This is a genomic window from Paenibacillus doosanensis, assembly GCF_025060755.1.
Classification (GTDB): Bacteria; Bacillota; Bacilli; order Paenibacillales; family NBRC-103111; genus Paenibacillus_S; species Paenibacillus_S doosanensis.
Map to the genome: position 1 here is coordinate 1 of NZ_JANYUY010000010.1, position 11,858 is coordinate 11,858.

13 protein-coding genes are annotated in these 11,858 nt (G+C 54.8%); 11 read left to right on the forward strand and 2 right to left on the reverse strand.

Annotated features, from left to right (window positions below; genetic code table 11):
- The 11 genes from N0M98_RS10000 to N0M98_RS10050 all read left to right on the forward strand — a co-directional run.
- Nucleotides 1-199 (forward strand): hypothetical protein (locus N0M98_RS10000; protein WP_259617750.1); only part of this gene is annotated, 199 nt, incomplete at its 5' end.
- A gap of 45 nt (nt 200-244) precedes the next feature.
- On the forward strand, nt 245-1,048 hold the full coding sequence (locus N0M98_RS10005; protein ID WP_259617751.1) for an NUDIX domain-containing protein: 804 nt from the start codon (nt 245-247) through the stop codon (nt 1,046-1,048).
- Between the two features lie 44 nt (nt 1,049-1,092).
- The gene (gene nadD, locus N0M98_RS10010) at nt 1,093-1,707 is read left to right on the forward strand and encodes a nicotinate (nicotinamide) nucleotide adenylyltransferase (protein WP_249863540.1); all 615 of its coding nucleotides are present in this window, start codon (nt 1,093-1,095) and stop codon (nt 1,705-1,707) included.
- 23 nt (nt 1,708-1,730) lie between these two features.
- Nucleotides 1,731-2,561, forward strand: a complete 831-nt coding sequence (nadE, locus tag N0M98_RS10015; RefSeq protein ID WP_259617752.1) for an NAD(+) synthase — start codon at nt 1,731-1,733, stop codon at nt 2,559-2,561.
- A 197-nt stretch (nt 2,562-2,758) separates the two neighbouring features.
- Complete coding sequence (locus N0M98_RS10020) at nt 2,759-3,148, forward strand: cupredoxin domain-containing protein (RefSeq protein ID WP_249863538.1); 390 nt, start codon at nt 2,759-2,761, stop codon at nt 3,146-3,148.
- Nucleotides 3,149-3,371: 223 nt separating this feature from the next.
- The gene (deoC, locus tag N0M98_RS10025) at nt 3,372-4,037 is read left to right on the forward strand and encodes a deoxyribose-phosphate aldolase (RefSeq protein ID WP_259617753.1); all 666 of its coding nucleotides are present in this window, start codon (nt 3,372-3,374) and stop codon (nt 4,035-4,037) included.
- A 115-nt stretch (nt 4,038-4,152) separates the two neighbouring features.
- A complete protein-coding gene (locus N0M98_RS10030) occupies nt 4,153-5,331 on the forward strand; it encodes a NupC/NupG family nucleoside CNT transporter (RefSeq protein WP_249863536.1) in 1,179 nt (392 codons plus the stop codon).
- Between the two features lie 34 nt (nt 5,332-5,365).
- Entirely contained in the window at nt 5,366-6,547 is a 1,182-nt protein-coding gene (gene deoB / locus N0M98_RS10035; protein WP_259617754.1) for a phosphopentomutase, read from the forward strand.
- 21 nt (nt 6,548-6,568) lie between these two features.
- Complete coding sequence (gene deoD / locus N0M98_RS10040) at nt 6,569-7,276, forward strand: purine-nucleoside phosphorylase (RefSeq protein WP_259617755.1); 708 nt, start codon at nt 6,569-6,571, stop codon at nt 7,274-7,276.
- 51 nt (nt 7,277-7,327) lie between these two features.
- Nucleotides 7,328-8,629 (forward strand): pyrimidine-nucleoside phosphorylase, encoded by a 1,302-nt coding sequence (locus tag N0M98_RS10045; protein ID WP_259617756.1) that lies wholly within the window; start codon nt 7,328-7,330, stop codon nt 8,627-8,629.
- Between the two features lie 161 nt (nt 8,630-8,790).
- Nucleotides 8,791-9,459 (forward strand): cupin domain-containing protein, encoded by a 669-nt coding sequence (locus tag N0M98_RS10050; protein WP_259617757.1) that lies wholly within the window; start codon nt 8,791-8,793, stop codon nt 9,457-9,459.
- A gap of 583 nt (nt 9,460-10,042) precedes the next feature.
- On the opposite strand, the gene N0M98_RS10055 is transcribed toward N0M98_RS10050, so the two are convergent.
- Both N0M98_RS10055 and N0M98_RS10060 read right to left on the reverse strand, forming a co-directional pair.
- Complete coding sequence (locus N0M98_RS10055) at nt 10,043-10,444, reverse strand: NUDIX hydrolase (RefSeq protein WP_259617758.1); 402 nt, start codon at nt 10,442-10,444, stop codon at nt 10,043-10,045.
- Nucleotides 10,445-10,586: 142 nt separating this feature from the next.
- The gene (locus N0M98_RS10060; protein ID WP_259617759.1) at nt 10,587-11,750 is read right to left on the reverse strand and encodes a GNAT family N-acetyltransferase; all 1,164 of its coding nucleotides are present in this window, start codon (nt 11,748-11,750) and stop codon (nt 10,587-10,589) included.
- Nucleotides 11,751-11,858 lie beyond the last annotated feature (108 nt).

Below are 11,858 nucleotides of genomic sequence, written 5' to 3' on the forward strand. Positions count from 1 at the left end.
GGTTCAGGACACCAAAGTGAACCGACCTTCCTCGCCAGCCATAGTAGCAGTGTTAACGTTTTTTGTTAGTACCAACCCCATTTTCATCATCAATGGTGCCGCGTCAGCGGCATGGATGGCTTTTGGGCGATTTGTTATGCAGTATTCCGTCCAGAGGCCTATTGTGCCGGCAACTTCGTTGGCGTATAATCTTAATTAGTAATTCGGAAATAACAAATTAAAATAAAGAAAGATGGAACGAGCGATGTCCAAATATACGACCGAAGAAGAAGTTTTGCGCCATTACGATCCGAAGAAATATCGCACGCCGGACGGTTATACCTCCGATATCGTCTGCGCAACCATTGTCCGGGACAGCGAGGGGGACAATCTAACGGCGGCGAAGCCGGTGCTGAAGCTTATGCTTATTAAGCGGGCGGCCGCCGATCAGGAGGGGAATCCGAATATCGAGGGAGGCAAATGGGCTATTCCCGGCGGGTTTGGCTCCGACAAGGAGACGGCTTACGAGACCGCGGTGCGGGAATTATCCGAAGAGACGGGAGTCACCGGCATTCACGTCGAGCATTTCGCCGTGTTCGACAAGCCCGGAAGAGACCGCAGAGGCTGGATTATATCCAACGCGCATTACGCGATCGTCCCCGGCGACTATTTGGAGAAGCGAAAGGCTGCCGACGATGCGGAGGAATGCGAGCTCTTCACGATCGAAGAAGCTTTAGCGTTGGATCTCGCTTTCGATCATGCCGATATTTTGACGACGGCGGCGGCGGTCATTAAACGGGAGATGATGCAGACGACCGTAGCCAGGCATTTTCTGCCGGCCGAGTTTACGCTTGCGGAGCTGCGGGACGTGCTGATGACGGTGCTGGCCGACGATCCGATGATTTACGTCAAATCGACCTTCTGGGATAAGGCGCCGAAGCTGCCGTTCATCGAGCCGGCGACGGATGAGGAGGGCCGCATTAAGACGACCCGCCGCGAAGGGGTTACGAAGAGGGTGCGGTTGTTTCGCTTCAACGACTACGAACCGGTCGCTTCTATTTACCGTTAACGAAAAACGTACATGCAAGAGCCAGAGAAAGAAGGGATACGGCTATGAAAATAGGAATTTACGGTTCGTCTTTCGATCCGGTCACGAATGTGCATCTATGGACCGCCTCGACAATCGCCCACCGCAAACGGCTGGATAAGGTGATTTTTTTGCCGTCCTCCAGCCGAAGATTGGATAAGTCGCCGCATGCGGCCGACGAGCACCGCGTCGCCATGATCAAGCTGGCGATTGCCGACAATCCGAAGTTCGAGCTGGACTGCTATGAGCTGAACGTCCTTGCGGGCATGCAGTATACGTATTATACGATGGAATATTTCAAGCAGCGGTACCCGGCGGACGATCTGTACTTTATTATGGGAGCCGATCTGCTTGTCGATATCGGCGCAGGCAAATGGTCGCACGGAGAGGAGCTGGTCAGCAAGAATAAGTTCATCGTGATGGCCAGAAACGGCATCGATATGCTGGCGGCCATCGCCAAGTCTCCGCTGCTGCGCAATCACGATGACGGCGACCGGTTCCAACTGGTCGATAAAGGACTGGCAATGGAAATCAGTTCTACTTATATACGCGAGGAATTCGCCCGCGGCGGAGAGCCTCGTTACCTGCTGCCGGATTCCTGCTACCGTTACATTGCGGAACACGGGTTGTACCGGAGTTAACATCAATAAGGAGGTTGTGACTTATGACGACACTTCAACAACAGATTATCGCGGAGCTCGGAGTGAAACCGGACATTGACGGCTTGGAGGAATTTCGGAGAAGCGTCCGGTTCTTGAAACAATATTTGCAGAAGCACGACAACGTCGAAGCTCTCGTGCTGGGTCTGTCGCTCGGTCAAGATTCGACGCTGACGGGCAAATGCGCGCAAGTCGCATGCGATGAGCTGAACCTGGAGCTTGGCCGCAAAAAATACCGCTTCATCGGCGTCAGATTGCCGTACGGCATTCAAGCGGACGAACAGGACGCGGAAGCGGTCATGTCATTCATTCAGCCCGACGTCGTCTTGAGCGTCAATATTAAGGAAGCGGTCGACGCCAGCGCGGCGGCCGTGGAAGCGGCGATCCAAGCACCGGTTTCGGATTTCTTGAAAGGGAATATGAAGGCTCGCCACCGGATGGAGGTGCAGTACACGATTGCCGGTCATTATAAAGGCGTCGTGCTAGGGACGGATCACGCCGCCGAAGCCGTAACGGGCTTCTACACCAAATTCGGCGACGGCGCGGCCGATTTGACGCCGATCTTCCGGCTGAACAAACGGCAGGGCCGCCGCATTCTCGAGCTGCTCGGATGCCCGGAGCGGCTGTACCGCAAAACGCCGACGGCGGATTTGGAAGGAAACCGTCCGCAGCTTCCGGATGAAGATGCGCTCGGCGTGACTTACGATCAGATCGACGACTACTTGGAAGGGAAGCTCGTGCCGGAACAAGCGCGGCTGACCATCGAAGGCTGGTACGTACGTACGAAGCATAAACGGAAACCGCCGATAACGGTGTTCGACGACTGGTGGAACTGAGAACAGAACTTAGAAGCGTGGCGAACAAGTGGCCGAAGAGTCGATAGAAAGTTGGAGCAGCGTAAGCGGTCGCCTTTGTAGACGGATTTTAATAGATTGTTCATAATATTCACCCAATGTTCACGGTTTGCCGGCGTTCTTTCTATTATACTGGAATTGTTGCAGCCGGTATAAGACCGCTTGGAGAGGTGGATGGTATGAAAAAGAAATGGATGTTTTTATCTGCCGGCATAGGCGTCGTGCTGATCGCCGCGTTGATCCTGCTGTTTACGGACGGGAACGCGTCTGCGGCCGATCCGTCGTCATTGCCGGAGAATCAGGGGTATCAAATCGTAACGGTAAATGTCAAATCCGACGGCTTCGAGCCTGAGCATATCGAATTGAAAGCCGGCGTCCCGGTCAAACTGAATTTTAAGAAGGAATCGAATCTTACCTGCATTAAAAATGTGATGTTCGAGAAGCTCGGGATCGACGCCAATTTGGATAAAGGGAATAACCTGGTCGAGCTATCCGATCTGAAGCCGGGCACATATGAATATCATTGCGGGATGTATATGTATTACGGAACGGTCACGGTCAAGCCGTAACCTGTTTTTGCCCGCGAGAGCACGATATAAGGCTCTGCCGCCAAGTCTCCGTTATCGGAAGATTGGGGCAGAGTCTTTTTTGCCGGAGAGTAGATTTCTTTTCTTGAACATAATTACTTAATGGATTTTACATTCGTTCATTCGCGTGCTATGATAACGATGAAGTCATGAAAATCATCGCATTGGCACACATTAATTTTAAAAAAGCCGAGGAGAGAATAACATGAATTTAGCCGGTATGATTGATCACACGTTGCTGCGGGCGGATGCTACGAAAGCGGAGATCACGAAGCTCACGGAAGAAGCCAAAAAATATAAGTTCGCTTCGGTTTGCGTCAATCCGACCTGGGTCGCTTATTCGGCGGAACAGCTGTCGGGGACGGAAGTGAAGGTTTGTACGGTGATCGGATTCCCGCTCGGAGCTTCGACTTCGGCCGTGAAGGCGTTCGAGACGAAGGATGCTATCGCAAACGGTGCGACGGAGGTCGATATGGTCGTGAATATCGCCGCCTTGAAGGATGGGAACGACGAGCTCGTCGAGAACGATATTAAAGCGGTTGTCGACGCCGCGGCGGGCAAAGCAATTGTGAAGGTCATTATTGAGACATGCCTTCTAAGCGATGAGGAAAAAGAGCGCGCCTGCAGGCTCGCTGTCCAAGCGGGCGCCGATTTCGTAAAAACGTCGACAGGCTTCTCCACGGGCGGAGCCACAGCCGAAGACGTTGCGTTGATGCGCAAAACGGTCGGCGAACGCGCAGGAGTAAAAGCATCCGGAGGCGTACGAAGTCTGGAAGATATGCAAAAGATGATCAAAGCGGGCGCTAACCGGATCGGAGCCAGCTCCGGAGTCAAGATTATGGAAGGCGGCCGTTCGGATTCGTCTTATTAAGCGCCGGCAAGCTTTCGGGGAAAACGAGTCATGCTGGATATTATTTTCTGAATAGGTGTTGGATACGCTTAGAGCAGGCATACTAAAACGACTAACTTTGTGGAGGAATAACACCATGAAATTTTTAGTTGCCATTCTAGGCGTGCTGGTCGTCTTCGTTCTCACTTATGCGGGAAGCAACGACCGGCGGAGCATCCGCTACCGTCCGCTTGCAGTAATGATCGTATTGCAGGTGGTGCTTGCTTTTATCCTGCTCCATACAGGTATCGGGGAGTTCCTGATCGGAGGGTTCGCTTCGGTATTCGAGAAGCTGCTGACTTATGCGGCGGAAGGCGTCAATTTTGTATTCGGAGGTCTCGCCAACGAAGGGCAATCCCCGTTCTTTCTCTCGGTGCTGCTGCCGATCGTGTTTATTTCGGCGCTCATCGGCATTTTGCAGTACACCCGGATTTTGCCGTTTATTATTAAATATATCGGCTTGGTCTTGAGTAAAGTAAACGGAATGGGGAAGCTGGAATCATATAATGCGGTGGCTTCGGCGATTTTGGGACAATCCGAAGTGTTCATCTCCGTCAAAAAACAGATCGGCATGCTGCCGAAGCAGCGGCTCTACACACTGTGCGCCTCGGCGATGTCGACCGTTTCGATGTCGATCGTCGGAGCCTATATGCAGATGATCAACCCCAAATATGTCGTCACAGCGCTTGTTCTGAACTTATTCGGGGGATTCATTGTCGCTTCGATTTTGAATCCTTACGTCGTTTCCAGAGAAGAGGACATTCTTGAAGTTCACGATGAAGAGAAGCAGTCCTTCTTTGAAATGCTCGGGGAATATATTATGGACGGTTTCAAGGTTGCAATCACCGTAGCGGCGATGCTGATCGGTTTCGTAGCGATCATTGCCCTGGTCAACGGCATCTTCAGCGGTATTCTCGGCATTTCGTTCCAGCAGCTGCTTGGATATATTTTCGCTCCGTTCGCTTTCGTCATGGGCGTGCCTTGGCGGGAAGCGGTGGAGGCGGGGAGCATTATGGCGACCAAGATGGTGGCCAACGAGTTCGTGGCTATGCTCGATCTCGGCAAGCATGCCGAATTGTCGGCCAGAACCGTCGGTATCGTATCCGTGTTTCTCGTGTCGTTCGCCAATTTCTCCTCTATCGGCATTATCGCCGGCGCAGTGAAAGGCTTGCATGAGAAGCAGGGGAACGTGGTGGCAAGGTTCGGTCTGAAATTGCTGTACGGGGCGACGATGGTCAGCGTGTTATCGGCCACGGTTGCCGGCTTGTTTTTGTAACGGCCGAAAAATATTGTCATAAAGGAGTACATATATGGATCGATTCAAAAGAGTTCACCTTATCGTTATGGATTCCGTAGGAATCGGGGAAGCGCCCGATGCCGCCAAATTCGACGATTACGACGTCGACACGCTCGGACATATCGCCCGCGAGCGGGGCGGACTGAACATGCCGAATATGGCCAAGCTCGGCTTGTCCAACATTCGGGAGATCGAGGGCGTGCCGAAGGCGGCCGCACCGATGGCCTATTACACCAAAATGCAGGAAGCCTCGAACGGCAAAGATACGATGACGGGTCACTGGGAGATTATGGGACTTAACATAGCTACTCCGTTCCGGGTATTTCCGGACGGGTTTCCGAAGGAGTTAATCTCCCGGATCGAAGAAAAGACCGGCCGCAAGGTAATCGGCAACAAGCCGGCCAGCGGCACGGAAATTATTGCGGAGCTCGGGGAAGAGCATGTGAAGACCGGGGCGCTGATCGTTTACACGTCCGCCGACTCCGTACTGCAAATCGCCGCGCACGAAGACGTCGTGCCGCTCAAGGAGCTGTATGAGATTTGCGAATTTTGCCGCGAAATTACGCTTGAGGACCCGTATATGCTCGGCCGCATTATCGCCCGTCCGTTCGTAGGAGAGCCGGGCAGCTTCACCCGGACGGCCAACCGGCACGACTACGCGCTGAAGCCGTTCGGCAAGACGACGATGAACACGCTCCAGGAAGCGGGCTATGACGTGATCGCGATCGGCAAAATATCGGATATTTACGATGGCGAAGGCGTCACCAAAGCGATTCGCACCGTGTCCAACATGGACGGAATGGATAAGCTCATCCATGTCATGGGCGAGCCGTTCGAAGGGCTCAGCTTCGTCAATCTCGTCGATTTCGACGCGCTGTATGGCCACCGCCGCGACCCGCAGGGGTACGGACAAGCGTTAGAGGAGTATGATGCCCGGCTGCCGGAAGCTCTGTCCAAGATGACGGCCGACGATCTGCTCATCATCACCGCCGACCACGGCAACGACCCGACTTACCGGGGGACCGATCATACCCGCGAATATGTGCCGCTTATTGTGTATTCGCCGCGTTTTGCCCAAGGAGGACGGGAGCTGCCGCTGCGCCGGACGTTTGCGGATATAGCGGCCACCGTGGCCGAGAACTTCGGCGTCGCATTGCCGGAGCACGGGACCAGCTTTTTGCAAGATTTGAAATAAGCATTTAGGGGGAAAAAAGAAATGAGCGTTCATATCGGGGCTAAACAAGGCGACATCGCCGAAACGATCCTGCTGCCGGGCGATCCGCTGCGGGCCAAATATATTGCCGAGAAGTATCTTGAAAATGTCGTTTGCTACAACGAGGTTCGGGGGATGCTCGGATTTACGGGAACCTATCAGGGCAAGCGCATATCCGTGCAGGGCTCCGGGATGGGGATTCCGTCGATCAGCATTTATGTCAATGAACTTATAAGCCAATACGGCGTCAAAAATTTATTCCGCGTCGGCACCTGCGGCGCGATGCAGGAGCATGTCCGCGTGCGCGATGTCATTCTCGCCCAAGCTTGCTGCACGGATTCCAGCATGAACCGTCATGTGTTCGGAGGCTTCGACTTTTCGCCGATCGCCAGCTTCCCGCTGCTGAAGGCGGCTTATGAGCGCGGCGCAGCCAAAGGGCTGAAGCTGCATGTCGGCAATATTTTCAGCTCGGATATGTTTTACCGGGAAGATAAATCGGTCGTGCAAAAGCTGATGGATTACGGGGTGCTCGGAGTGGAGATGGAAACGACCGCTCTCTACACGCTCGCGGCGAAATTCGGCGTTAATGCGCTGACGATTCTGACGGTGAGCGATCACTTGCTTACCGGCGAAGAAACGACGGCCGAAGAGCGCCAGACGACATTCCACGATATGATGGAAGTGGCGCTGGATACGGCGATAGCTCTGTAAATAATCACCACCCTTTTAGACGTACAAGTGAAAAAGGAGGCGAAGCAAGCGATGAGAATGGTAGATCTGATTGAAAAGAAACGTGACGGCGGAGAATTGACGACCGAGGAGATCAACTTCATCATTGAAGGCTACACGAACAACGAAATCCCCGATTATCAAGTCAGCGCTTGGGCGATGGCCGTATTTTTCAAGGATATGACCGAGCGGGAGCGGGCCGATTTGACGATGGCGATGGTGCATTCCGGAGACACGATCGATCTGTCGGCCATCGAAGGCGTGAAGGTGGATAAGCATTCCACCGGCGGGGTAGGCGATACGACGACGCTGGTGCTTGCGCCTCTGGTGGCTGCGCTCGACATCCCGGTCGCCAAGATGTCCGGCCGCGGACTCGGGCATACCGGCGGAACGATCGACAAGCTGGAGGCGATCGAAGGGTTTCACGTCGAGATCAGCAAAGAGCAGTTCGTCGATTTGGTGAACCGCCATAAAATCGCCGTCATCGGCCAATCCGGCAACTTGACGCCGGCCGACAAGAAGCTGTACGCGCTGCGCGACGTGACCGCGACGGTGAACTCGATCCCTCTCATCGCGAGCTCGATCATGAGCAAGAAAATCGCCGCAGGCTCCGACGCGATCGTGCTCGACGTGAAAACGGGCGCAGGCGCCTTCATGAAGACGGCGGAAGACGCCAAGGAGCTGGCGCAAGCGATGGTTCGCATCGGCAACAGCGTCGGACGCAAAACGATGGCGGTCATCTCCGATATGATTCAGCCGCTCGGCTTTGCGATCGGGAACGCGCTGGAAGTGAAGGAAGCGATCGATACGCTGCGCGGCAAAGGTCCGAAAGATCTGGAAGAGCTCTGTTTGGCGCTGGGGCGTCAGATGGTGTTTCTGGCGAATAAAGCTTCGTCGCTCGAAGAAGCGGAGGAGAAGCTGCGCGAGGTGATCCGCAGCGGCAAGGCGCTGGAGAAGTTCAAAGAATTTGTCGCCAATCAAGGCGGCGATCCGTCCATCGTCGATCATCCCGAGAAGCTGCCTCAGGCGGCTTTTCAAATCGAAGTGCCTGCCCGGGAAGACGGCGTCGTCGCCGAAATCGTCGCGGACGAAATCGGCACGGCGGCTATGTGGCTCGGGGCCGGACGCGCGACGAAGGACTCCGAGATCGATCTGGCCGTAGGCTTGATGCTGAACAAGAAAATCGGCGACCCGGTCAAAGCCGGAGAGTCGCTGGTCACGATCCATGCGAACCGGGAAGAGGTGACGGATGTGATCGAGAAAATTTACGCGAACATCCGGATCGCCGATCATGCCGAAGCTCCGGTGCTCGTGCACGGCATTGTAACGGAATGACGCAGCGGATTAAGGATTGACAGCGGGGAATAGAAACAGGCCTTGAGTCCATGCGGACTTGAGGCCTTGTTTGTCTGTGACTGGTCATTTGTCACGATTTCGATTTTGCGGCATATCATGCCTACATAGTAAGCAGACATCGGAACGGAGTGGATCAAGTCATGGCGACATTGTATATGGATTATACGAAGCCCGGTGTGCAGTATTTTTTTGACGTCAATAAAAACCGAATTACCACCCGAAATGCGGACAATTTCATTAACCGGCTGGGCCGGGATAATCTCAACACGCTGGGCAACGTATCTCTGCTCGATATTTATTTAAGCAAAGGGCGCGTCGTCGAGCCGCATTATCACCAGAACGCGGCGGAGCTGGTATATTGCATTGGCGGGGCCGCTACGGTATCGCTGATCAATCCTTTTAACAACCAAATCAGCAACATTCCGATCACTCCGGGGCAGGTGGCCAATGTTCCGCAAGGCTGGTGGCATTGGGAAATCGCTACGGAAGATAAAACCCACTTGCTGGCCATTTTCGATGCGCCGTATCCGGAATATATTTTCGGTTCGGATATTTTGACGAAGACGCCGATCGAAGTTCTTGCCCACACGTATTGTCTGGACCCCGAGTTGTTGAAGAAAACGCTGGAGCCACTTCATAACGAAACGATCGTCATAGGACCTACGGATCAATGCGTCGCCCAAACGCAAAAATCGGCAAAGCCGCAAGCCGGCACGTCTGCCGCGAACGCGAACAATCAGCCGAATGCCATGAGAAATTACCGGTATCAGCCTCAACCTACATATTATGGCGGCGGCTGGTATCGTTAGGAAGCAACGCGCTATACGCTCAAGCGCCGGAAGGTGCAAACGGCATGGGCGGCTATCGCTTACGCGGTAAGATACAATGCTGGAACAAGCTCCGACTTCGGAGCTTGTTTGTTGTTTAGGAAATGATGCGGAGCCATATCCTGTGGATATCCGGGGGCTCCCCCGAAAGTAATGTCTACCCATAGAACGATCCCAGAGGAAGGGTTAGACGCCGATCCAGCCTAGGCTGGATGCGGACGGAATAAGCTTCAGCGCATCACGTCACTTTTGGGGGATTTGTTCTTTACCCTCTCGGCGAACGGGCAAATGCCCCGGCAAGGATTAATTTGACGGGAAGCGGATCGATGTGAACACGGAAGCGGTGGCCGATCACTCCAGATCCGCAAGACGGCGCTATGAGCATGGGCGGTCGATCGGCGGTTTGCGATGGCCGTCAGCAACGATTCCTGGTGCACGGGAGCGGCGGTTTCCCGATTTCCCCGGCCGGAATATGTGCTCCGCGATCTGCATTGGCTGCGCAAAAAAGCCCGTAATGCCTAAGCATGCCTGAAGGGCGGCTTATCATTACGGGCTCTCGCTTCGCTCAGGCAAGCTGATTCGCTTCACGCAGCCGATCAAAGATGATTTGGTTCACGGCCGACACCCGGTCGCGGTCCTTATACGTTAACCAGGCCAATTCTTCGATTTCCGAAGCCGGCTGCATGCTTCCTTCGAAATCTGCGGTATAGCAGGCCATTGTCACCGTGACGCCTTCCGCTTTTCCATGGGCCTGGGCCTCGAAGGTTCCGAAGTAGAGAATCGTTTCGGGCTTGATACGGACGGACAGCTCCTCTTCGATTTCTCTGATCAGCGTATCGCGGTCGGCTTCGCCGGGCTCGCGTTTGCCTCCCGGCAAGTAATAGGTGTCCTTGCCTCGGGAACGGGCGCATAGGATTCGGCCGTTCTCGATATGCAGCCATGCGATTTTATCTATGGTAGTCGTCATCGATAAGTACCTCTTCATTTTTTAAAGTAAATTATAGCATGGACCGGTTTTTCTTCAAAATAGCGCGCCGCCGTCTTCAGCATAATCCGTTTCCGAACGGAAGCCTTAGGCGGAGTGTGATCCGCAGGTGCAATCGCCGCGTTTACAGCTTCCACTTGCGCATTAGCGGAACGCCGATCCGGTTCAGCAGCCGGTCCAGCGCGATCCAGCCCGCCCTGCGCGACCAAGGCAGGTGGGCGTCGAATACCGCGCTGTATTCGATATCCGCCGCCGCTCCGCGGTTGCGCTTGAATTCCGCGGCGCCGGAGCTTTCGTGCAGCTGCAAGCCGAGCTGCTCGGACAAGCCGATAAGCACGGCAGACAGCATCCGGTACAGGCCGAGCTCCTTCGTCAGCGACGTATCGTAGCCGAAGACGGGCGTCGTCATGACGCCGTCGATGCCGTAGAAGCCGAGTACGGCGTCGAGCCGGCCGGTTTCCTGATGCCGCAGCGCGTGCAGCCGCAGCGTTCCCGACTGAAGCGCCTGGGCGAAGAACGCTTCCGTGAACCACGGATTGCAGCGCGAATGCTTCTCCAGATAAAGCATATCGTACAGCGACTTCAGCCGCGGAATGTCTTCCGCGCTCAGCTCATCGCAGGTCACGACAGCGTAGCCGTTCTTCGCAAGCAGCTGCCGGTCGCGCTTGATCAGCCACCTGGCTTTGGCGTTAGGCGGGCGGAATACATATACCTGACGGCTCGGCACGAAGCGGAACCGCTCCTCGCGCAGGGAGCGAATCCAGCTCTCGTTCAAGCTTGGCGTCAGCGAGCGGAATAGGATCGCGTGCTCGGGGAATGCGGTTCGCAAGAGGCGCAGCCCTTCGGGCAAGAAGGTGGAAGCTTGGGCGGGGTACAGGTTCGTGGACAGCAGCCCGTTATTGACCTGCACCGCCTGGTTCAAGCGCCCGGCCTTCAAGAGGAGGCCGACTCCGCCGAGCAGCAGACCGAGCATCGATTCGAGCGAAGGCCGGTTCAGCTTGTACAGCTCCTCCTTCGCATAGGTGACGTAATGCGTGTAGGGAGAACAGACGTAGCTGTTCTCGTATTGCCCGCTGTTCACCGTCACCGGCAGCAGCATATCGCCCAGACGCAGCACATAGAGGTCCGTCGTCACATTGGCGACGTAGTGCGAAGCGGATCGTTCCAGCCACGGAAGCAGCAGATCCGCTGCCCGGCGTCCTTCTGCCGTAGGTGGGAACGGGATTCGCTGCGCCGAATGCCGGTCGTAAAGCTCGACGTCCGGGGTGTGGCCGGAATGAAGTGGCATAAGCTTAAATTCCTTTCTTTGCTAGATCGGCGTATCAAGCCTATAGTATCATAACAAACCGCAGCCGTCCTGACGCGTTAGGCGCACTTTTGCAGGCATACTGCACCG

Bases quoted from the DNA above. Each gene is read 5' to 3' on its own strand.
- deoC (WP_259617753.1), top strand. From the start codon at position 3,372: ATGAATTTAGCCGGTATGATTGATCACACGTTGCTGCGGGCGGATGCT.
- deoB (WP_259617754.1), top strand. From the start codon at position 5,366: ATGGATCGATTCAAAAGAGTTCACCTTATCGTTATGGATTCCGTAGGA.
- N0M98_RS10030 (WP_249863536.1), top strand. From the start codon at position 4,153: ATGAAATTTTTAGTTGCCATTCTAGGCGTGCTGGTCGTCTTCGTTCTC.
- N0M98_RS10020 (WP_249863538.1), top strand. From the start codon at position 2,759: ATGAAAAAGAAATGGATGTTTTTATCTGCCGGCATAGGCGTCGTGCTG.
- nadD (WP_249863540.1), top strand. From the start codon at position 1,093: ATGAAAATAGGAATTTACGGTTCGTCTTTCGATCCGGTCACGAATGTG.
- nadE (WP_259617752.1), top strand. From the start codon at position 1,731: ATGACGACACTTCAACAACAGATTATCGCGGAGCTCGGAGTGAAACCG.
- deoD (WP_259617755.1), top strand. From the start codon at position 6,569: ATGAGCGTTCATATCGGGGCTAAACAAGGCGACATCGCCGAAACGATC.
- N0M98_RS10005 (WP_259617751.1), top strand. From the start codon at position 245: ATGTCCAAATATACGACCGAAGAAGAAGTTTTGCGCCATTACGATCCG.
- N0M98_RS10055 (WP_259617758.1), bottom strand. From the start codon at position 10,444: ATGACGACTACCATAGATAAAATCGCATGGCTGCATATCGAGAACGGC.
- N0M98_RS10045 (WP_259617756.1), top strand. From the start codon at position 7,328: ATGAGAATGGTAGATCTGATTGAAAAGAAACGTGACGGCGGAGAATTG.
- N0M98_RS10060 (WP_259617759.1), bottom strand. From the start codon at position 11,750: ATGCCACTTCATTCCGGCCACACCCCGGACGTCGAGCTTTACGACCGG.
- N0M98_RS10050 (WP_259617757.1), top strand. From the start codon at position 8,791: ATGGCGACATTGTATATGGATTATACGAAGCCCGGTGTGCAGTATTTT.